The 21,225-nt window shown below is 37.9% G+C and carries 19 protein-coding genes; 4 read left to right on the forward strand and 15 right to left on the reverse strand.

The annotated features are described in order from the left end of the window. Positions 1-322: 322 nt before the first annotated feature. The 5 genes from NPA36_RS01530 to glgB form a co-directional block, all read right to left on the reverse strand. Entirely contained in the window at positions 323-2,728 is a 2,406-nt protein-coding gene (locus tag NPA36_RS01530; protein ID WP_256944353.1) for a glycogen/starch/alpha-glucan phosphorylase, read from the reverse strand. Positions 2,729-2,739: 11 nt separating this feature from the next. Continuing rightward, entirely contained in the window at positions 2,740-4,179 is a 1,440-nt protein-coding gene (gene glgA / locus NPA36_RS01535) for a glycogen synthase GlgA (protein WP_256944354.1), read from the reverse strand. 13 nt (positions 4,180-4,192) lie between these two features. Beyond that, positions 4,193-5,236, reverse strand: coding sequence for a GlgC family sugar phosphate nucleotidyltransferase (locus NPA36_RS01540; RefSeq protein WP_256944355.1), 1,044 nt, complete (start codon positions 5,234-5,236; stop codon positions 4,193-4,195). A gap of 2 nt (positions 5,237-5,238) precedes the next feature. Then, a complete protein-coding gene (locus NPA36_RS01545) occupies positions 5,239-6,372 on the reverse strand; it encodes a glucose-1-phosphate adenylyltransferase (RefSeq protein ID WP_256944356.1) in 1,134 nt (377 codons plus the stop codon). Positions 6,373-6,434: 62 nt separating this feature from the next. Further along, entirely contained in the window at positions 6,435-8,345 is a 1,911-nt protein-coding gene (gene glgB, locus NPA36_RS01550) for a 1,4-alpha-glucan branching protein GlgB (protein WP_256944357.1), read from the reverse strand. A gap of 784 nt (positions 8,346-9,129) precedes the next feature. On the opposite strand from glgB, the gene NPA36_RS01555 reads away from it, so the two are divergent. Then, entirely contained in the window at positions 9,130-9,378 is a 249-nt protein-coding gene (locus NPA36_RS01555; RefSeq protein WP_256944358.1) for a hypothetical protein, read from the forward strand. After that, a complete protein-coding gene (locus tag NPA36_RS01560) occupies positions 9,365-9,727 on the forward strand; it encodes a hypothetical protein (protein ID WP_256944359.1) in 363 nt (120 codons plus the stop codon). The genes NPA36_RS01555 and NPA36_RS01560 overlap by 14 nt, the downstream gene beginning before the upstream one ends. Positions 9,728-9,820: 93 nt before the next feature. Here the strand turns inward: NPA36_RS01560 and gloA are convergent, their stop codons facing one another. Next, positions 9,821-10,201 carry a lactoylglutathione lyase gene (gene gloA, locus NPA36_RS01565; RefSeq protein WP_256944360.1) on the reverse strand — a complete coding sequence of 127 codons (381 nt, stop codon included), beginning with the start codon at positions 10,199-10,201 and terminating at the stop codon, positions 9,821-9,823. 254 nt (positions 10,202-10,455) lie between these two features. Between gloA and NPA36_RS01570 the strand changes: the two genes are divergently transcribed. Beyond that, positions 10,456-11,352: a zinc ribbon domain-containing protein gene (locus NPA36_RS01570; protein ID WP_256944361.1), complete on the forward strand. Its 897-nt coding sequence runs from the start codon at positions 10,456-10,458 to the stop codon at positions 11,350-11,352. A gap of 207 nt (positions 11,353-11,559) precedes the next feature. Here NPA36_RS01570 and cdd read toward each other — a convergent pair whose 3' ends face one another. The 5 genes from cdd to NPA36_RS01595 form a co-directional block, all read right to left on the reverse strand. Continuing rightward, positions 11,560-11,952, reverse strand: coding sequence for a cytidine deaminase (gene cdd, locus NPA36_RS01575; protein WP_256944362.1), 393 nt, complete (start codon positions 11,950-11,952; stop codon positions 11,560-11,562). Next, complete coding sequence (locus NPA36_RS01580; protein WP_256944363.1) at positions 11,949-12,428, reverse strand: S-ribosylhomocysteine lyase; 480 nt, start codon at positions 12,426-12,428, stop codon at positions 11,949-11,951. Before NPA36_RS01580 ends, cdd begins: the two co-directional genes overlap by 4 nt. A gap of 400 nt (positions 12,429-12,828) precedes the next feature. Then, positions 12,829-13,791: a DUF1002 domain-containing protein gene (locus NPA36_RS01585; RefSeq protein WP_407932756.1), complete on the reverse strand. Its 963-nt coding sequence runs from the start codon at positions 13,789-13,791 to the stop codon at positions 12,829-12,831. A gap of 157 nt (positions 13,792-13,948) precedes the next feature. Further along, complete coding sequence (locus NPA36_RS01590) at positions 13,949-14,518, reverse strand: hypothetical protein (protein WP_256944365.1); 570 nt, start codon at positions 14,516-14,518, stop codon at positions 13,949-13,951. Between the two features lie 105 nt (positions 14,519-14,623). Continuing rightward, complete coding sequence (locus NPA36_RS01595) at positions 14,624-15,142, reverse strand: transcription repressor NadR (RefSeq protein WP_256944366.1); 519 nt, start codon at positions 15,140-15,142, stop codon at positions 14,624-14,626. Between the two features lie 215 nt (positions 15,143-15,357). Here NPA36_RS01595 and NPA36_RS01600 point away from each other — a divergent pair, with 215 nt between their 5' ends. Continuing rightward, positions 15,358-16,422, forward strand: a complete 1,065-nt coding sequence (locus tag NPA36_RS01600) for a PTS sugar transporter subunit IIC (RefSeq protein ID WP_256944367.1) — start codon at positions 15,358-15,360, stop codon at positions 16,420-16,422. 41 nt (positions 16,423-16,463) lie between these two features. Here the strand turns inward: NPA36_RS01600 and proC are convergent, their stop codons facing one another. The 4 genes from proC to NPA36_RS01620 are packed head-to-tail and all read right to left on the reverse strand — an operon-like array spanning position 16,464 to position 21,217. Continuing rightward, on the reverse strand, positions 16,464-17,282 hold the full coding sequence (gene proC, locus NPA36_RS01605; RefSeq protein WP_256944368.1) for a pyrroline-5-carboxylate reductase: 819 nt from the start codon (positions 17,280-17,282) through the stop codon (positions 16,464-16,466). Positions 17,283-17,292: 10 nt separating this feature from the next. After that, complete coding sequence (locus NPA36_RS01610; RefSeq protein WP_256944369.1) at positions 17,293-18,555, reverse strand: glutamate-5-semialdehyde dehydrogenase; 1,263 nt, start codon at positions 18,553-18,555, stop codon at positions 17,293-17,295. 17 nt (positions 18,556-18,572) lie between these two features. Beyond that, on the reverse strand, positions 18,573-19,700 hold the full coding sequence (gene proB / locus NPA36_RS01615; RefSeq protein WP_256944370.1) for a glutamate 5-kinase: 1,128 nt from the start codon (positions 19,698-19,700) through the stop codon (positions 18,573-18,575). 47 nt (positions 19,701-19,747) lie between these two features. Next, on the reverse strand, positions 19,748-21,217 hold the full coding sequence (locus NPA36_RS01620; RefSeq protein ID WP_256944371.1) for a TrkH family potassium uptake protein: 1,470 nt from the start codon (positions 21,215-21,217) through the stop codon (positions 19,748-19,750). Positions 21,218-21,225 lie beyond the last annotated feature (8 nt).

Genomic DNA, 21,225 nt, shown 5'->3' on the forward strand with positions numbered 1-21,225 from the left:
TTTCTAAATCATAAAAGAGTTCCCCAGAAATTTATCCGAAATGGGAACGGTGGCACCGCCGTGAGCCAAGGTCTCACCGGCTTAGCTGTCTACGTGGCTGTAAATCGGCTGAAGCCGAAACATCCACTGTGCGTCAGCTATGCTTTACACCGTTCTATAAGGATAAATTTCTGGGGAACTCTTTTATTTGGTTACCATTTTGACTTTTTTGCCCAGCCCCTTTTGATTTGGATAGATTTCTCGGAAACTCTTTTCCTCTGTAATAATAAAAAAAGTGATTCTCAACATACTTGTGAGAATCACTTTTCATTTTCATTCCATTCTATAAGGAATGATCTCCTTTATAAGGATGGATTTTCCAAATTTCATCTGCGTAACGTAAGATAGTATAGTCAGCTGAAAATGGTCCTGCATTGGCTATATTGTTAAGAGACATTTGCAACCATTTTACTTGATCTTTGTATAAAGCATCCACTTCTAATTGTGTTGTTATATAGCTTTCAAAGTCTTTTAGAACGAAGTATTCATCGTTATAGGTCACTAAAGAATCAAAGATTTCTTGGCCTTCACCGTTCGCTCCAGGTACTGTACCGTCAATCAAAGCATTAAGAACACGGTGAACACGAGGGTTTGTTTCGTAGATATGACGAGCATTGTAATTACCGTTACGGTAGAACTCTTCTACTTCCTCATTGTCCATTCCAAAGGTCATGAAGTTCTCTGTACCAACATAGTCACGAATTTCAACGTTTGCGCCATCTAGGGTACCAACTGTAATTGCACCATTAAGCATCAGTTTCATATTACTAGTTCCTGAAGCTTCTTTCCCAGCCAAGGAAATTTGTTCAGAAACATCTGCTGCTGGAATAATTAGTTCAGCAAGTGACACACCATAGTTTTCTACAAATACAATCTTCAACTTGTCTTCGATATCTTTGTCGTTATTAATCATTGTAGCTAAGGCATTGATAAACTTAATAATGGATTTAGCGTAGCTGTAACTTGGCGCTGCCTTCGCTCCAAAGATGAAGACACGTGGTTGATAAGCAATTGTTGGGTCTTCTTTTAATTCCAAATAGCGGTGTAAGATATGCAAGGCATTCAATAATTGACGTTTGTAAGCATGTAGTCGTTTGATTTGTACGTCAAAGAGTGCATCTGTAGACAATACCACTCCATGTTTTTCTAGGGCATAGGCTGCAAATTTTTCTTTGTTGTGACGTTTAACAACGGCTAGTTTTTCCAATACTTCTGCGTTATTTTGGTAAGCCTTAAATAACTTCAATTCAGTATGATTGAAATGCCACTCAGTTCCGATTGTTTCATCTAATAAAGCTGTCAACTCTGGATTAGCCAGTTGTAGCCAACGTCTTTGCGTAATTCCATTGGTTTTATTATTGAATTTTTGAGGATACATAATGTAGAAATCATTCAGTGTAGATTCCATTAGAATATCACTATGCAATTTGGCAACCCCATTGATGGAATGACTACCAATAATAGCGAGGTTAGCCATCTTGATTTGACCTTGAGAAACAATAGCTGTTCTGTAGGTCAACTCTTCCCCATACAATGGAATTTTTTTAGCAATATGGCGACGATTGATTTCTAAGATAATTTGGTAAATACGTGGAAGTAGAGTTTTTACCATGTCTTGTGGCCAGCGTTCCATAGCTTCCTGTAAGATGGTATGGTTGGTGTAGCTAACTGTTTTCTTTGTAATCTCCCAAGCTTGGTCCCATGAAAGTTTTTCTTCATCTAAAAGAATACGCATCAATTCAGGAATACATAAGGTTGGGTGGGTATCATTGATATGAATCGCAATCTTATCAGGGAACTGGCTCCATGGAAGATCGAATTTTTTGAAGTAACGAATAATACTTTGAACACCTGCAGAAGAGAAGAAGTACTCTTGTTTCAAACGCAATAATTGTCCATCATAGTTAGAGTCATCTGGATAGAGAACCTCTGTAATTTTTTTAATTTCTTCTCGTTCCTTTTCCAAATTAAAGCGTTCTTCATCGCCGTAAGGGATTTCTGCTGACCATAGGCGTAAGTTGTTGACAACACCATTTTGGTAACCTACTTGAGCTACATCATAAGGAACTGCCAAAATATTTAAGGTATCTTTATAAACAACATCAAAACTGCCACCTACATTAGGAACTAATTGAACATCCCCACCAAATCGAACAGTCACTGCCTTGTTCTCTTTTCTAACTTCCCAGATATTTCCGTTTCTCAACCAATTTTCAGGCAATTCTACTTGGTAGCCATCAACGAATTTTTGTTTGAAAAGTCCGTAACGGTAACGGATTCCATTTCCATTCCCTGCTATACCAGTTGACGCAATCGAATCCATAAAGCAAGATGCAAGACGTCCGAGTCCACCGTTTCCTAAGGCAGGATCTACTTCTGCTTTAGCTAAGTCTTCTAGATCTAAACCTAGTTCCTTTAGTCCTTTTTCAACATCTTGTAGGATTCCTAAGTTTAGTAAATTACTTTTTAGCATACGCCCTGGTAAGAATTCCATTGAGAAATAGAAAACTTGTTTATCCTGATTAGCTTGGTAGCGTTGGTTGGTAGCAATCCAGTTTTCATTGATAATTGATTTTACCATTTCAGCTAAGATAGCTAACTGTTCAACTTTAGATCCTTCTTGATAGGTATAAGCGAATGTGTCGATGAACTTTTTCCTATATTGTTTTTCAAAATCTTTAACCTGCATGTGACTTCTCCTTATCCATTTAATAATTCAGTATATAATTGTTTGTATTGTGCAGCTGGTTTTTCCCAACTATAATCGCGAGTCATAGCTTGATGCATCATCTTTTGCCATTCTTGTGGGTGTTGGTGATAAACCTCCAAAGCCCTATAAATGGTATCCATCATCGCTTGGCTATTGAAATCATAGAAACTAAAGCCGTCCCCTTCCCCTGTAAAAACATTGTAGGGTTGAACTGTGTCTCTTAGCCCACCGGTTTCATGAACAAGTGGTAGAGTCCCATAACGTAATGAAATCAATTGTGACAATCCACAAGGCTCAAAAGCAGAAGGCATCAAAAACATATCACTAGCCGCATAGATTTCCTGAGCAAGTTGTACATTAAAGTCAATAATTGTCTTACACTTGTCTGGATATACATCTGCAAAGTAACGGAAGGAATGCTCGAATTCCGCTTCTCCACTACCCAAGATAACCACTTGAACATCTTGTTGCAGCAATTCATTTAGTTTTTCTTGAACTAAATGAAATCCTTTTTGATCGGTCAATCTTGATACACAAGAAATTAAAGGTATATCGGCATTTTGTGGTAAGTCAAGCCATTCTTGTAGTGCTAGTTTATTTTTTTCTTTCCCACTTAAATCATTGATAGAAAAGTGATATGGAATTAAGTCATCTGTTTGCGGGTTATTGATATCATAATCAATTCCATTCAAGATACCATGTAATTTCCATGAGTTGTGTCTGAGAACCCCGTCAAGGCCTTCACCAAATTCTGGTGTTTGAATTTCTTTCGCATAACTTGGACTAACTGTTGTGACACGATCAGAGAAATTAATACCACCTTTTAGATAATTAATCGTTCCACCATTATACTTGACACCATCATCCGTATAAAGGGCAAAGTTGGTATTAAACAAGCTACCTAGTACAACTGAGTCAAAAATTCCTTGAAAACGAATATTGTGGATAGTAATCACTTTACGGATGTTCTTATAGGCTTCAACCCAGTGATATTTGTCCACCAATAGGGCTGGAATCATTGCTGTATGCCAGTCATTTGTATGAATGATATCTGGAATAAAATCAATCTTCTCCATCATCTCAATAACTGCCATAGAAAAGAATGCGAAACGTTCGCCATCATCCCACTCACCATAGAGCTTGCCACGATTAAAGTAATCTTGATTATCGATAAAATAGTAAGTTACACCGTCCAAAACTAGTGATTTAACACCAACGTACCTAGTCTTCCACCCTACACGAATAGTAAACCAGTACAAATCTTGGATTGAATCCTTAAAACGCTCTGGCATGCTGGAATAATAAGGCGCAACAACACGAATATCAACGCCTTGTTTAACCAGCTCTTTAGGTAGTGCATAAGCCACGTCCCCTAGTCCACCAGACTTATAAAATGGCGCAACTTCACCAGTAACAAATAATACTCTCATGCTTTCCCCTTTCCTAATAGCTCATTTCTGGGACAGTGTCTTTGGTTACAATGACAAGATTATCTGGGGTTCCTTTAATGACTTGACCTGCTTTTACGACAACCCCTTTATCTAGAATGGCATAGTCTACTTGAGCACCTTCCTCAATGCGACTACCTTGCATAATAATTGAGTTTTTAACCGTAGCGCCTTCTAAAATATCTACACGTCTAAAGATTAAACTATGATCAACAGTTCCACGAATAACACAGTCAGTAGCTAAAAGACTAGTTCTTACTTTAGCCGTATCCGTATAGAAGGTTGGTGCTCCATGTTTTTCTTTCGTAACAATTGGAACGCCATTATTAAAGAGACCATCGAATTTATCGCCTTCTAACATATCCATATTGGCTTGATAATAAGCACGGTCACTGTTGATATTAGCAGTATACCCTTGATGAACATAGGTGTTGATTTCATAATATTTCAAATAATGACGAATCAAATCATCCGCTTCAAAATACATATCTTCTTCTACTGCTCTATCAATCAAGTCCATAAGAAAATCAACGGATACCATATACATGTTCATCAATTGACCTAATTGACTAGAAAACACACTGGTGATATCTTTTCCAGATTCCACATGTTTATCACGGATATCTTTAATATCCAAGGTCGCTAAAATTTGGCTACCAGAAATAAACACATGAGAGGTTTTTGATCGTTTAACAAACGTAATAAGATCTTCATAAAAACTACGATCAAATCCTAATTCTGCTCCGATTGAATATTTATAAAATTGTTGAGAAAAGGTAAAAATACCTCCAGAAATATGACTATCTAAATCCCATGGTTTCCCACTACGAATATGGTCATAAATGGAACGTCCAGATTTCCCAATAAAGAGTGCTAGAGAGCTAATATTGGCTTCTGAAGCATTGGATAGGGCAAAATCAATCAAACGATAACGACTAGCGAATGGTAAAGCCGCAATCGGTCTCTTTTCGGTAATAGCTTTTAAAGAAGAAGCTTCTTCTGTTAATGTATAAACTGCACAGATTCCTAGTTTTTTCATGATTACTCTCCTCCAACAACTTCATAATAGCCAACAACAGCAATTGCTCCTGGCTTACCTACAACTGAAGCGCCATCTTCGATAACCGCATTCTCACCAATAATAGCATGGTCAACCGTCACACCTTTTCCAATATGAACATTTCCCATCACTAGGCTGTCTTTAACTGTTGAACCAAATTTGACCTCCACTCCTTGAGACAGAATGGAATGAGAAACATCTCCAGCAACATAACACCCATCAGAGACCATTGATTCTACCACACTGGCCTGGTCTGCAATGAATTGTGGTGGTGATATACGATTGTTTGAGTAAATACGCCAATTACGATCACGAATATTCAACTCATGATTTTCATCTAAAAATTCCATGTTGGCTTCCCATAATGATTCAATAGTACCTACGTCTTTCCAGTAGCCAGGGAAGCTATAGGCATAGATAGATTCACCAGATTCCAAGTAAGCAGGTATAACATTCTTACCGAAATCTTCCATTTGGTTTGCCCCTGCTTGGTCATCCACTAATAATTTCCTTAGCTTATCCCAAGTAAAGATATAGATTCCCATAGATGCTAAATTACTCTTTGGTTGCGCTGGTTTTTCTTCAAACTCAATGATTCTTCCATCATCATCGGTATTCATAATTCCAAAACGGCTAGCTTCTTCCATAGTTACTGGAATAACGCCCACTGTTAGGCTAGCCTTCTTTTCTTTGTGGAAGGCCAACATTAGTTCATAATTCATCTTATAAATATGGTCTCCAGATAAGATTAAAACAAATTCTGGGTCTAAACGATCAATATAATCAATATTTTGGACAATAGCATGAGCTGTTCCAGCAAAGAACTGAGCTCCTTCTGAACTTGAATAAGGCTGCAAAATGGTAGCCCCACTATTGCGACCTTCCATCCCCCAGGCTTGTCCATTACCAATATGTGCATTCAATGATAAAGGCTGGTACTGAGTAATGACTCCCACATTATTAATGCCTGAATTTGCACAATTACTCATCGCAAAGTCAATAATACGATAACGTCCCCCAAATGGAACGGCTGGTTTGGCAATATTTTGTGTTAGTTTTCCTAATCTAGTTCCTTGGCCGCCTGCTAATATCATAGCAATCATTTCATTTTTCATATTTTCTCCCCCTATAGTGTCTTAGTTATCAACTATATCTGCCTCATTAGACAGATATCAACCTACTTCTTAGATATATATATTCTTTTAGGCTTGATATAAAGAGTGCCCAGACTTGGCACAATCACTTGGATTGAATAAGGTTGCCCTTGATGTGGGATCTCTTCAGCAACAAACTCACTTTGATTGGATGTCCAAGTTCCACCAAACTCTTCCATCTCTGTATTAAGCAAGGTCTCATACTTACCTGCAAATGGCACTCCAATCCGGTAACTAGTTCGTTCAACCGGAGTAAAGTTGGAGATGATTAATAGGAAGTCTCTGGTTTGATGCCCTTTCCTCATAATGCTGATAATTGTTTCATCACGGTTGTCAGCATCTAGAACCGTCAAACCCTCATAAGAATTATCAATTTCAAATAAAGCTTTTTGTTTCAAATACAATTGGTTCAAGTGCTTAATAAAATTATGATACTCCTGATTAAATTCTTGGTTTAAATCACCCCACTCAAGTTGAGAGTAAAAACGCCATTCCAAAAATTGCCCCAACTCATACCCCATAAAGTTTAGTTTTTTACCAGGGTGTGCCATCATATAGGCTTGTAGAGTTCTTAAAGTGGCGAATTGCTTGTAGCGATCCCCAGGCACTTTTCCTAATAAAGAATTTTTTCCATGCACAACTTCATCATGTGAAAATGGTAAGAGATAGTTCTCCTTAAAAGTATACATAAAGGAAAAGGTTAGTAATTGGTAGTTGTCTCTACGGAAATATGGATCCATTTCAATGAATTTCAAGGTGTCGTTCATCCAACCCATATTCCATTTGAACAGGAATCCTAAGCCACCATCATGGACTGGTCTAGTAATACCATCCCAAGAGGTACTCTCTTCAGCAATCATCAAAGTTTGTGGATTGCGAGCATAAACAATAGTATTAAGCTTTTGCAGGAATTGGATAGCTTCCAAGTTTTCGTTACCACCGTATTTATTTGGCAACCAGTTTGGATTATCAAAATCTAGATAAATCATATTGGATACGGCATCTACCCTCAAACCGTCCAGATGGCATTCTTCTAACCAGAAGATAGCGTTCGCTATTAAGAAACTGTGTACCTGTGTTTTACCTAGGTCAAAGTTCATAGTTCCCCAACCTCGGTTGTCCGCTCTATCTGGATTGTCATATTCAAAGGTTGCTGTCCCGTCGAAGTATGGCATAGCATATTGATTCCGATTGAAATGACCAGGCACCCAATCCATAATAACACCAATATTAGCTAAATGAGCTGCTTCTACAAAGTCTTGTAACTCATCAACACGACCCATTCTGGCAGCAACGGCATAATATCCTGTTATCTGATAGCCCCAACTAGCCTCTAGAGGGTGTTCCATCAAAGGTAGGAACTCAATGTGTGTATAGCCCATCTCCTTGACATAAGGAATTAATTCATCAGCCAATTCAGCAAAGCTATACCAAGAGCCATCCTCATGACGTCGCCAAGAGCTAGCATGAACTTCATAGATATTAATTGGTCTTTCTAAAGCTGACTTACGTGTTTTGTTGTGCTGCCAAAGACCATCGCGCCATTTTTTTTCAGGTGCTTGAAAGACAATGGATGCTTCTTTTGGTGGTACTTCAAACTCTTGCGCGAATGGGTCAATCTTGAATTCCTGAGAGCCATCATGCTTTTGAATAAGATACTTGTAGCAGTCTCCCTCTTTTGCTTCAAGATTGATGCCAGTCCATACTCCAGTCTGATCCATAAGTGCCAATGGTTCTGCCTGCCATCCATTAAAATCTCCCACTAGCAAAACAGCTTTAGCGTTGGGTGCCCAAACCGTAAACCGTATACCCTCTACACCATCGTGCATAGTTTTTTTGTTTCCAAATAAGCGATAAGCCTCAAAATTTTCACCACTATTAAATAAATAAATAGGTTCTTCTAATTGATGGTTATCAATGTCAGTAATTGTCATAAAACCACTCCTTTTTGTATCATTTTTAAAATACCTTGTAGGGGAAAAATAAACGGAACCTCTTTTAAAAAAACAGATAAGAAACACCCTTACGAACCATCTCTAGCTCCCAAAACAACAGAGATTTATTCCCAGATACTTCTTGTAAAACACTTCTTTCAAGAAAAAATTAAGCGTTTTATTTTTATGTAATAATTGTAACATATATTGCAAATTTTTTCTTCTTTTTATGAATGATTATTAAGAAAATGCACGAAAAAATAAAAAAAGAGCTAGGAATTTCTTCCTAGCTCTTGCGGCATATTTTCATATGTTTGATTCAAGTTCACATCTATCCTCAAAAGACAGCTACATCCTGTAGTGTGTACTAAAACACCCTGCTCCGCTTGCTCATGCAATCCTAGTTGTCGCCAAAAATAGTCTCCTATTCGATTGCAATTCGACTCATCGCATGTGGCTAGTATAACACATAGAAGCGTGTCTGTCTATTGAATCAGATGGAGCCTTTTGCGTAAGATATTCGAGTTTTAGGTATTGGATAAATATCAAATCAGCATCATTTGGAAACGTTTTAGTTCCTAGTTTTAGATGCACATGTTGCTGTAATTCTTATATGCAGTTACCCGAAACAGTTTACCTTAAGATAAAAACGCTTTATGCAAAAATTATTTTTATTCTATCCCAACTATATTTGTCTAAAATAGAATTATTAATACAAAATATTGAAATGTGAAAATATACGCTTTATACTTGTAGACTAAAAAATTTGAAAGGGAATTATAAAATGGAAACGGTTGTAACTGTAAGCTTTAAGGAACCTGCAAAGACATATGAGGTTTTGTCTACCCTAAAGAGAGAATCTTTTAACATTCTCACAGCTGGTATCTTGGAAAAAGAAAATGGTGTGGTCACTGCAAAAGATGGTTTTAGTTACGATACTGATGGAGATAATTGGGCAATCGGTGGTCTATGGGGTAGCTTAATTGGAATTATTGGTGGCCCCTTAGGAATTAGGAATCTTGTTCGGCGCTAGTCTCAGAATGATGATTGGTGACCTAACTGATATTGATGAACTATCTGACAAAGCTGACACCATTAAGGAAATCGGCTCCAATTTGGATAGTAATGTCCCTGTCTTTATCCTATTATTTCAAGAAATAGATTCAACTGTTTTAGATAACTATTTACTAGCCAATGGTGCAGCTGAAATCACTAGAGAAAGCCTTGCTTCCATTCAAGAGAAGATTGAAGCTATTGAAGAAGCTCAAAAACACTTAGAAGAAGAAACTAAAAAGAAAATTCGTGAACAAAAGAAACAAGAAAGTAAAGAAAAAGTTGACGCTAAAATTGCTGAAATCAAAGAAAGATTTGCTAATATATAAAAAGTTGCGCTCTAGTGTAGAGTAGACTAAAAGAATATCACCCCCTTAAACATTAGACTATTGTTTAAGGGGGTGATATTCTTTTAGCTTTTTTTATTTTGTTCGTATAACTTCGACTTTATAACCATCTGGATCAGTTACAAAATAATAGTTTGGTTTGTTACCAGGTAATCCTTTCAAATCTGTGACTGTGTAGCCTAATTCTTTGTGTTTGGCATGTAATTCTTCTAAGTTGTCTTCACTCAGGGCTACATGGGCGAAGCCATCACCAATTTCATACGGACCATGATCATAGTTATAGGTTAATTCTAATTCATAGTCATCACCCTCAAGGGACAAGTATACGATCGTAAATTTGTGATCTGGGAAATCCTTTCTTCTGGTTTCTACGAAGCCAAAAGCAGTTGTATAAAAATGAATGGACTCCTCAAGATTTTCAACACGAATGCAAGTGTGTAACATTTTACTAGCCATTATATCTCCTCCATTATTATATTTCTTTCCTAATCATACCTAATTAATGCTTTTTTATCAAAAGTTGTGAATCTCAACTTCTTTTCATAGCAGTAGACTTGATAATTTGCCTTGTCTGAATTATGCTAGATAGGTAGAAAAATTTTATAACGTACTTGGGAGTTCATTGACTCATCGTCAAGAGCAATTCCACTATATATTACTAGCTAATGACTATAGTTATCATATCACTACTATTTGGAGGAAACTATTATATGAAAACCTGCCCATTTTGTCATCAGGAAATTGATGAATTTGAAACAATTTGCCCACACTGTGGTATGAGCCTAACAGAGGAAGAAATCACCGATCATGCTGCTTACCAACCTTCATTATTTGAAGCGACTACTGCAGAGCTTGACAATGAGCCATCTACTGATGAAATAAATGAATCAAGCACTCCTGTAAATGCTGCTGAAACCGAAAAGAAAGTTGAAAAAGAGGAAAACCGTAAAGACAAAGAGTTTCGTATGAAGAATAATCCTGCTCCATATTTTTCTTTATTGGGAAAAATAACCAAATTCTTTACCTACTTCTTTGAAAAATTGATTAGCCCAAGTGACCAGTTTAAGCGTCGTCGATCAAACAACGGAAGTTACGGCTACATCAGTTTTGTGATTGCTTCTTTTCTATCTTCTTTTATCGTAACTCGTTTGGTTGAGACTGCCTTTTCTCGCTACACTCTTTTGTCTCAAATATCGATTCTTCCAAGCCTAGTTAATGGTCCTAATTATATTTTACTCTTTATCAAACTACTAGTCTTCTTTATCATTGTTTATCTCGCGTTTCCAACAATTGCCTTTTTCATTAAACGAGTTTTGCTAAAACGTCATCACATCTTCCACTACTGGGTGACGCAATACGCTGGTTTAAATGCTAGTGGTTTTATTATTTTATTGGTTGCTTTTCTCTTTTCTGTTGTGGCACCATTTTCTTTGGCTATGGTGATTATCTTTTTATTTACCTTACACATTCTCAGCTTAATCATTAGTTTTGTGGCATCTTTTTACCGCACCATTAATGATAGCAAGATTGATACCATCTACCTATGTTTACTTGGACTTAGTATCGAGTTCTTCATAATCTTCAGCCTATCAGCCCTCCTCTTCTAAATCAAGAGGCTGGACCATATCTCTATAACCAATAAAATCCATTTCTAAATCATAAAAGAGTCTCCAGATAAAAATCAGAAATCTAAACAGTGGCACCGCCATAAGCCTTGGTCTTCCGGCTTAGCTGTACACCGTTATTTCTGATTTTTTATCTGGAGACTCTTTCAGTGCGTTATCAGCGGATAGAAATATTGCCCATCCTCTTGTTTACATTTCTGTAAATGCCATAGGAACTAACTCTAAAATGCTAGTTTCTTTTAGTTGGCCATCTTGATTAGACAAATATACTGGCGTATCAATTGGACACAATTCCACTAAGACTTGGCGGCAAATAGAACATGGGGGCAAGAAATATGATGTCTTACCTGCTATAGCAATCATTTGGACATCTTCTTTTTTATACCCTTTTGTGATTCCTGTAAAAAGCGCTGTTCTTTCGGCACAGTTTGTAGCACCAAAAGACACATTTTCAACGTTCACCCCAGTAATGACTTGTCCATCCTTATATAAAATGGCACAAGCAACAGGAAAATGAGAGTATGGACTATATGAGTTCTCGATAACGTTTTGAGCTTCTTTTAGTAATTCTTGTGGTGTCATTGGTTTGCTCCTTCTTCAATTATTCTTGTAAATGGGTCAAGGCTTATCCCTTTTTCTAGCACGTCTTTTGCATATTCTTTTGCGCTGAACAAGGAATGGTCGCGGTAATTCCCACATTCTTTTGCTGTAATAGCTGGTACATCATTCGTTTCAACTACAAAATTCAAGACGGTTTTCAGAGCATCCCTCACTTCTTTCACACTTGGCTGTCCCCATACAATCATATAAAATCCTGTACGGCAGCCCATTGGTGAAATATCGATAATGTCAGCTAGATAATCCCGTAAGTTTACTGCTAAGAGATGTTCCAGTGTATGGATAGCTGCTGTTGGCATAGCTGATTGATTTGGTTGTAGGAACCGCAAATCAAACTTGGTCACTACTGCTCCAGATTGATGAACTTCTTGTCCAGCTTGTCTTACATAAGGAGCCAACACCTTATTATGGTCTAATTCAAAACTTTCTACTTTCGCCATTTTACTTCTCCTTTTGAACTCATGCGAGCCTATTCATGGTGAGGATAATTCCTCAATAGGTTTTCTTTTGACTTTTAATAGCTAAAACCCTTTCAAAAATTAGTTTATCATGAAAAAGGGCTAAATAGCTAATATTATTTTCAAAAAAATAATATATTCAATTCTCTAGCCTATCAATCAGAAATTAAAAACTAATTTATTAAGGGAACAAAAAGTCCGTAATAAAATAAAAGCATTCTAAATTATAAAATAGTTTCCCAGAAACCTATCAGAAATGGGAACGGTGGCATCGCAGCGAGACCAAGGGTCACAGCGATGCCACCGTTTTGATTTATATCCCAAGAACTAGAGACTTTTTATGTTAAACAAGAACTTGTTCTCAGGCTACTTTTATCTAATCTTATTGCCCAGAAAATAGGTTTTTAATGGATTCAAACAATTGTTGGAAGAATTGGCCAATTTTATCCAACCATCCCTCATTTTGAGCACGATTAACTAGTTCACCAAATTTTTGCGTAACGGTTTGTGACAACTGATTCAGTTGTTCTTTAACCTGGTTGGAGTCAATAGCACTAGTTTGTTGGTAATTAGAAGCAAAGTTAACAATTTGATTGATATTTTCTTGAGAAACAACAGATTGCAATTTGTTATTGGCTAAAGCTTCATTCACAATACGCTCGATATCTTCTTTGGTAGCCAGTTTGTCTGTTTGCGTCTTCAAATCAGCCAAGGCTTGTTTAATCTCAATCATGGCTTGGTCCAGTCTTGCAGGATCAAAACCTTCTGTCTTAGCATTTTCTTGACTAATCTTATTTGTGGTTTCCAACTCTTCTTGAGCAACCTCTGTACGAGACGTATCAAGGGTCTCTCCGTTTGCTTCAAAGGCTTTATACACTCCTGTAAGAGCAGATTCACCAGTCACTTTGCTGATACTTGCAACTTCTATCTTAGCATCTGTTACACCTGCCGTGATAGCCGCATTAGCATATTGTTGAGCGGTAATTAAAGTAATATTATCCGGTGTTAAGATTTGTACATCGACGCCTTTACCTGGATCCTGTTTTTGAACTAAAACGGATGAAATCATGGATGAAGAGTTTCCGTCTCCAGAACCAAGAAATTTGATCAAGTCTTGACCAGTAGCCACTTCCACATTGACATTTTCTTTGTTACTAATCTTCAAGAGTTTTGCCGTTTGGTCAGCTTGTTGGTCGGATAGTCCGCCTCCGTAAACAACGATGGGTTTGCCCCATTTTTCATTAATAACTGTTGTATCGATAGCAAAAACGGTGTTGGCTAAACCAAGACTAGCCACTCCAAGTGCAGTCAGTGTTAGTGCGAATTTTTTAAATAATTTCATGATATTACCTCCAAATGGTTGTATTGGTAACTAGCTCTTACTAGTTGGTCTTACAAGATAAGTGTAGCAAAACTTCTTATTACTACGGTTACCATCATATAACAAATAGCTAAAAACGACCCCAGACTAAAGTCCCAGAGCCGTTTAAGATTTTTTTAAGTTATTTCAAGATGGCACTATTTGGCAAATGGCAATGAATTTGCTTATAGACAGCTTGCCAGATACCTAAGGCCAAGACAAAATCCACTAGACTATGGAGAAAAGTTCCGCCACCTACTAAGGCTAGTACACTAATAAAGAATCCTTGCGATACGGTTGCTTGTGATAGATTCCCTGAAAAAAAGAACAAGGCTACCACCAAAAACTCACAAGCTGCATGGATTAGACCAGTAACAAGAGCAAACATCAACCTGCCTGACTGACTAATTAAGAGTCTTGGATTTTTTTGAATCCAAAACGCACCTACCATAACAAAAACCACTTGCGATAAAGCACGTAAAACAATTACTAGCGGAAAGGAGCTCAGCAAAAATCCTAAACTTGTTCCCAATACAACAGCCAAAGCAACTGCTGGCGATATAAAGATGCCTAAAAACAAAGCCACGTGACTTCCCAAGGTAAATGAAGCTGGACCAATTATAACTTTCGGCATAATCATTGGAACCAAGATGCCGATAGCAATTAATATGGAAGAAATAGTTAATGTAAACAGATTATTTTTTGAACGCAAAGGAATTCCCCCTAGTTTTCTTGAGTTAAGCTTCATTATACCTTACTCAAGGCGGGTGTCAAGACACTTGTCACGTCTGTTCCCTTTGTTTATCTTTGAAGTTTATTACTTAGTCATCTCCGTATACAGATATCCTTTTTGATTTAAAGCTTCCTTTATCTGATCAAACTCCTCTTTAGTCGCGGTCTCAATGGTATGAATATGAACACCATCCGTTAAGCCAGATAAAAGTGTGGCCTGCTTGTTTTCAATGTTTGCCATAAAATCCATAGCATCTTTTCGTGACCGCACTTTCAGTTCAACAACAATTTCTTTATAAATAGGATGGTCAATCCGAACATCAAGAACTGCTCCGCCAAAATCAACAATGGTAAATAATTCATCTAAGGTTTCTTCACTGCGATGTTTGCAGACAATGCGATTCGTCAAAACAGGATTATGAACATTGCTAGACAGAAGATAGCCCTTTGATGTTGACACAATAGCTTCTCCTTGCGCACGCAACAAAGCAATATCTCCCACCACAACCTGTCTAGAAACATGAAACTCCTTTGCCAATTGGCTAGCAGATATCGCTTGATGTTCTTGTGATAAACGTTTAAGAATAGCTTCTCTTCTTCCCATAGTATCTATGTCACCTCTCGTCCAATTCATTTACACTCAAAATACATGATTTGCTACTGATTATCAAGTATCTTACTGAGTAGAAAGCTGTTTATATGTTAAGTTTCACCATGTAAGGGTTATCTTTTTCATCTAGTTAAATTCTTAATTGAAAATCCTTTCACTTTACTTTATTATAGGTATGTTCTTCAAAAATTAAAAAAGGAGTTGTTCGTATGTCTTTAAAAACTGGTGAAAAACAGACACTAGGAAGCTTTGTAAATAAAGTTCTAGCTGGAACTGCTGTTGCGATTGTTGTAGCCCTCATTCCAAATGCCATTCTTGGCGAATTGTTTAAATATCTAATTACAAATCATGATGCAACATGGCTAGTTTCTTTAGCTCAAGCCGCTAGAATTTTCCAATTTACTTTATCGTTAATGGCAGGTGTTATGGTTGGTATCCAATTCAAATTAACCCCTATGCAATCACTATCTGTTGGTGGTGCAGCCTTCATTGGTTCAGGAGCATGGAAGGTCATTGAACTTGATGGTACCCCTATCTTCCAACTAAGTGGTACTGGAGATATGATTAATACCATGATTACTGCTGGTTTAGCTGTATATGCTATCCAATTGGTTGGGCATAAATTTGGCTCTCTAAATATTATTCTCTTGCCAATCGTCATAGGCCTAGGTGTCGGCTTTATTGGTTTACTTCTATACCCTTATGTTTCTGGTATTACTACCGCATTTGGTAATCTGATCAACACCTTCACTAATTTAGCACCTCTACCAATGTCAATTTTAATTGGTATGTCCTTTGCCTTTCTCATTATTTCGCCAATGTCAACCGTGGCTTTGGGGATTGCGATTGGCTTGAACGGTGTTTCTGCTGGTGCAGCAGCTATGGGTGTTGCCGCAACGACAGCTGTTTTAGTACTTTCAACAATGCGAGTTAACAAACCTGGTGTTCCTATCGCTATTGCTTTAGGCTCCATGAAAATGATGATGCCTAACTTCTTCAAAAAACCAATCATGATTGTCGCTATGTTGGCAAATGCTATCGTTTGTGCTATTCCAGTAGCTATCTTCTCAATTAGTGGTGTGCCTGCTAGTTCAGGGTTTGGATTGGTTGGACTTGTTGGACCAATTGCTTCCCTACCAGGCTTAGGACTACCTTTAATGATTATCTGCTGGATTGTCATTCCATTCGCTTCAGCATTCATCATCAACTATGTTCTTGTGAATGTGGTTAAATTATATAGCTATGACATCTTCAAATTTGAAGGTGTACAATAAAAATAAGCATTAAAAAAGAAGGCTGACATTAGCCTTCTTTTTTATTTACCTAATTCTTTCGTTTTCTTAACGGCACCGTCTATAGCTTCTATGACAGTTCCTCTAAAATGTTGCTTTTCTAAAATGGAAACTCCTTCAATAGTGCTTCCTCCTGGACTACATACCTCATCTTTCAATACAGCAGGATGCTTATCCGTTTCAGTCACCATTTGAGCGGCTCCAGCAACAGTTTTTGCCGCTAATTCTATCGCTAAGGCTCTTGGAATACCGTTTTTCACTCCTGCATCACTCATGGCTTCAATAAATTGATAGACAAAGGCTGGACCACACCCAGCTAACCCACTAAAAGCATCCATTAGGGTTTCTTCAATCAGATAAATTCCACCACCTTGGCTAAGTAGGTCCTCAAACTCTCTCCCAACTTGAAGTTTTTTCGCTTGCTCGTTTAGCGAATAAGCAATTAACCCTTGTCCAATAGCAACAGGAGTATTAGGCATCATCCGAATCCAAGGTGCCGGTTCAAGCTCACTTGTTTTAGTGAGCGTCTTTAAATCTACCCCCGCCATCATGCTGACAAAAATTTGTTTTTTTATGCTAGAGTCATAGCTCGTCTTTAGGCTCGGTACCAGCTCATGCAATTGTTTAGGTTTGACAGCCAGAAAAATCCAATCACAGGTCCTTATGATTTCTTCGTTAGTAGAGCTTTTGCCACCATACTGGTCAATAAAGTCATCTACTTTCTTCTGGCTACGATTGGATAGATAAAGAGATTGACTTGGAACTTGCTTTCTTAAAGCTATCGCAACAGCAGCACCCATATTGCCCAGACCGATAACCCCAATTTTTTTGCCTTCTACCATAAGCACACCCCTACTCTCTAATTTGTCCATCTCCATAAATAAGATATTTATAAGTTGTTAATTCCTCAAGACCCATTGGCCCTCTAGCGTGCAATTTTTGCGTTGAAATGCCCATTTCACATCCTAAACCAAACTGCCCTCCATCTGTAAATCGAGTTGAGGCGTTTAGGAAGACTGCTGCACTATCAACAGTATTAAGAAACTTCTCTGCTCTTGTTTTATCTTTTGTAATGATGGCTTCGCTGTGTTTACTGCTATGTTTTTCTATGTGTTCCAAGGCTGCATCTAGTGAAGGAACCACCTTAATTGCCAAAGTGTAATCTAAAAACTCTTGGTCAAAATCTTGTGGACCTGCTGCTTGACCAGAAATAAAGTCGCTCGCCCTGCTATCCAATTTCAACTGTACTGGTATGGCTTGACTAGCCATTCTATTCTCAACCAATGTTTTCTCTACTAGAGGCAAAAAATCAGCAGCTACAGCTTCATGAACCAGACATACTTCCACTGCATTGCAAACAGATGGACGACTCGTTTTAGCATTCAACAATATCCTAACAGCCATTTCTAAATCAGCTTGTGCATCAACATACAGATGACAAATTCCGCTACCCGTTTCAATGCAAGGAACAGTGGCTTCTCGAACACATGCTTGAATAAGTCCTGCACCACCTCTTGGAATTAACAAATCAATTTGTCCCTTAGCTTTCATCAGCTCATAGGCACTTTCTCTTGAGGTGTCCTCAATCAATTGTAAGATATCACTTGAGAGACCTACTTCTTCTAAGCCTAACTTCAAGCTCTTAACGATGGCTTTAGCTGAGTTGTATGCCTCTTTTCCGGAGCGCAGGACTACCGCATTGCCGCTTTTAATTGCCAAGGCTGCTGCATCCGAGGTAACATTTGGACGGCTTTCATAGATAATGGCGATAACCCCTAATGGAACTCGTTTTTTCTCAATATGGAGTCCGTTGTCTAAATCTTCTTGATGTAACACTTTTCCAATTGGATCAGGAAGAGCAATCAACTCCAAGATTCCAGATGCCATAGATTGAATACGTTCCTCTGTCAACAATAATCTATCCAACATTACCGGACTAATTGTCTCTTTAGCATTGATCATATCTTTTTGATTAGCTGCTAGAATCTCTTGACTTGCTGCCAACAAATGATAGGCCATTGCCACTAAAGCATCGTCTTTGCGTTCTGTGTCCGCTTGATTAATCTCATATTTGGCTTGATTCACTTTTGTCAGTATTTCGTTAGTAGTAAGCATGGTTAGTCATCCTTTCTTTAATCCAAATCTTGCACCCATAGAGCTTCTAGCTGTGGGTCTAAGGATATCCAGTTATCTCTATGAATAATAGGATTGCTTTTTACTTTTTGACTGATTAGCTCTTCCAAAACTGATCGACTAAAAGCAACTTTTCCTTTACCGACTAGCTCTTTATCCTCCACTTGCTCTCCATTTGTTAAGTAGACTGAAACAATATCATTCATTTTGAAATGTCCACTAACTTTTTGAATTCCAGAAAGAAGTAAGCTCTTGCCTTGTTGTCGTAAGGCGTCGGCTGCTCCTTGGTCAATATAGATGGCTCCATTGGATTTGGCATAAAAAGCCATCCATTGTTTGCGGTTTTTCATACTGGTTTGATTAGCTGTAAAGAGAGTTCCATGGTCAAAACCATTTGCAGCTTTTAATAAGGCATCCTTTTTTAAAGATGAACAGATGTATACAGGTACACCACTACTAGTTGCTAAATGAGCAGCCTTAAGTTTGGTGTACATACCTCCAGTGGCGTTCTTACTACTAGCAGCCCCTGCCATTAAGACTAATTCGGGAGTAATTTTTTCAACAGTAGCTATCTGTTTGGCTTGAGGATCTTGACTTGGATTTGCTGTATAAAGACCATCAACATCGGTCAAAAGAACCAAGAGATCTGCTTGTACCATGGCCGCTACTTGAGCACTCAAAGTATCATTATCTCCTACTTTCAACTCTTGAACCGCCACCGTATCATTCTCATTGATGATAGGAATAGCTCGCCTTTGAAGCAAAACAGATAAAGCTTGATAAGCATTCTTATACCGTCTATTATCTGCAAAATCATCTTGCGTCAAAAGCAATTGGGCAGAAACTACACCTTCTTTGAGGAGATTCATGGTGTACTCTTCCATCAACAAGCCTTGCCCAACAGCGGCACAAGCTTGTTTTTCGGCAATTTTACTTGGGCGTTTTTGAAAACCTAATTGTTTAAAACCTGCCGCAACAGCGCCAGAAGAAACGATAATTAAGCGCACACCTTCTTTATGAAGAAGAGCAATTTGTCTGGTAATATTTTGTATCTTTTCGACAGATAAACTACCATCTTCATGGGTTAAGGAGCTTGTCCCAATTTTAAATACGATTGTAGTACTCATCTTCCTCCTCCAATCTAAACATTTTATTGGCTAATCTTGACTGTTTGCTATTTACGATTACCTTTTACAAATTTCATCAATGTGGTTGGCGCGAACAGGAGAATAATTGGGTAAATTTCCAAACGACCTGCCAACATTCCTATAGACAAGAGTATTTTATTCCAATCCGAATAGCCAGAATAATTCTGAATTGGACCAACCTGCCCTAAGCCGGGACCGATATTGTTAAAAGTGGCTGCAACTGAAGAAAAGGCCGTTATAAAGTCATTTACTTCAAAAGAAACCGACAAAAGAATTACAATGAAAATCATTATATAAACCAATAGATAGTTGACTACCTTGGTCTCTACTTGTTGCGTAATGGGTTTGCCTGAAAACTTTGGTACGATGACACGCCGAGGTTGACCCGCACGCTTAAATTCAGCCACCAGAACCTTGAAATACATGACAATACGTGAAACTTTTATCCCCCCTGCTGTCGAACCAGCACAGCCCCCAATAAACATCAAAAGGAGTAGGAGCGTTTGAGAGAATAGGGGCCATTGTCCAAAATCAACAGTGCTGAATCCAGTTGTCGTAATCAATGACGCAACTGTGAAAAATACTGAGCGGATTGCCCCTGTTAGTGGTACCTGCATATGGTACAAATTAACAACAATCAGAATAACAGCTGAAGTAATAATACCTAAATAATATTTAAGCTCTTCGTCTTTGAAAACATCCTTTATATGCCCAATAAAGATTAAGAAATAAAGATTAAAGTTAATCCCAAACAGGAGCATACCGAAACCAATAATCCATTCGACCAAATGAGGATACTCATAAATTTGAAAACCACCATTATTAACAGAAAAACCTCCAGTTCCTGCTGTACCAAAAGCCAAAAGGAGTGCATCGAAAAATGGCACTTTAACCAAACACAAAATAAAAACTAGAATAGCTGTCATTAATAGATAAATACCATATAAAATTTGTGCAGTTTGTGACAGTCGAGAAACTAGCTTACCAAATATGGGCCCTGGAACTTCTGCTCGCATCAATTGAACGGAATCGGAGCCACTATTGGGTAGGATAGCCAAGGTAAAGACCAAGACCCCCATCCCACCAATTAGATGGGTAAAGCTTCTCCAAAAAAGAGACGAGTGATGCAGTACCGATAAATCCTGTAAAATACTAGAGCCAGTTGTAGTAAAACCGCTAGATATTTCAAAAAAGGCATCTACCAAATGAGGGATCTCTCCACTGATAACAAGAGGAAGTGCACCGAAAAATGACATCAAAATCCAACTCAAAGCGACTGAAATAACACCATCTCTAGCATGAATTTTAAAGTTTGGAGGTTGCTTCCAAGAAAAGGTAAAACCAATCAACGCTACCAAAGCAATCACACTTAAATAGCTTAATTGCTGACTAAGTGGTTCTTGATACAAAAGACTAACTAGCAAAGGAAGAATCAATAAGATGGCTTCAACCAATAAAATTCTTCCTAATAAATATCGCACAACCGATCGTTGCAAGATGTCAC

The organism is Granulicatella seriolae, from assembly GCF_024543085.1.
GTDB lineage: Bacteria > Bacillota > Bacilli > Lactobacillales > Aerococcaceae > Granulicatella > Granulicatella seriolae.

What these genes read in the sequence shown, in the direction of transcription:
- NPA36_RS01580 (WP_256944363.1), bottom strand. Translation starts at nt 12,428, where the DNA reads ATGGCGAAAGTAGAAAGTTTTGAATTAGACCATAATAAGGTGTTGGCT.
- glgB (WP_256944357.1), bottom strand. Translation starts at nt 8,345, where the DNA reads ATGACAATTACTGACATTGATAACCATCAATTAGAAGAACCTATTTAT.
- proB (WP_256944370.1), bottom strand. Translation starts at nt 19,700, where the DNA reads ATGAGTACTACAATCGTATTTAAAATTGGGACAAGCTCCTTAACCCAT.
- NPA36_RS01610 (WP_256944369.1), bottom strand. Translation starts at nt 18,555, where the DNA reads ATGCTTACTACTAACGAAATACTGACAAAAGTGAATCAAGCCAAATAT.
- NPA36_RS01555 (WP_256944358.1), top strand. Translation starts at nt 9,130, where the DNA reads ATGGAAACGGTTGTAACTGTAAGCTTTAAGGAACCTGCAAAGACATAT.
- NPA36_RS01540 (WP_256944355.1), bottom strand. Translation starts at nt 5,236, where the DNA reads ATGAAAAAACTAGGAATCTGTGCAGTTTATACATTAACAGAAGAAGCT.
- NPA36_RS01570 (WP_256944361.1), top strand. Translation starts at nt 10,456, where the DNA reads ATGAAAACCTGCCCATTTTGTCATCAGGAAATTGATGAATTTGAAACA.
- proC (WP_256944368.1), bottom strand. Translation starts at nt 17,282, where the DNA reads ATGGTAGAAGGCAAAAAAATTGGGGTTATCGGTCTGGGCAATATGGGT.
- NPA36_RS01600 (WP_256944367.1), top strand. Translation starts at nt 15,358, where the DNA reads ATGTCTTTAAAAACTGGTGAAAAACAGACACTAGGAAGCTTTGTAAAT.
- NPA36_RS01545 (WP_256944356.1), bottom strand. Translation starts at nt 6,372, where the DNA reads ATGAAAAATGAAATGATTGCTATGATATTAGCAGGCGGCCAAGGAACT.
- glgA (WP_256944354.1), bottom strand. Translation starts at nt 4,179, where the DNA reads ATGAGAGTATTATTTGTTACTGGTGAAGTTGCGCCATTTTATAAGTCT.
- gloA (WP_256944360.1), bottom strand. Translation starts at nt 10,201, where the DNA reads ATGGCTAGTAAAATGTTACACACTTGCATTCGTGTTGAAAATCTTGAG.
- cdd (WP_256944362.1), bottom strand. Translation starts at nt 11,952, where the DNA reads ATGACACCACAAGAATTACTAAAAGAAGCTCAAAACGTTATCGAGAAC.
- NPA36_RS01595 (WP_256944366.1), bottom strand. Translation starts at nt 15,142, where the DNA reads ATGGGAAGAAGAGAAGCTATTCTTAAACGTTTATCACAAGAACATCAA.
- NPA36_RS01530 (WP_256944353.1), bottom strand. Translation starts at nt 2,728, where the DNA reads ATGCAGGTTAAAGATTTTGAAAAACAATATAGGAAAAAGTTCATCGAC.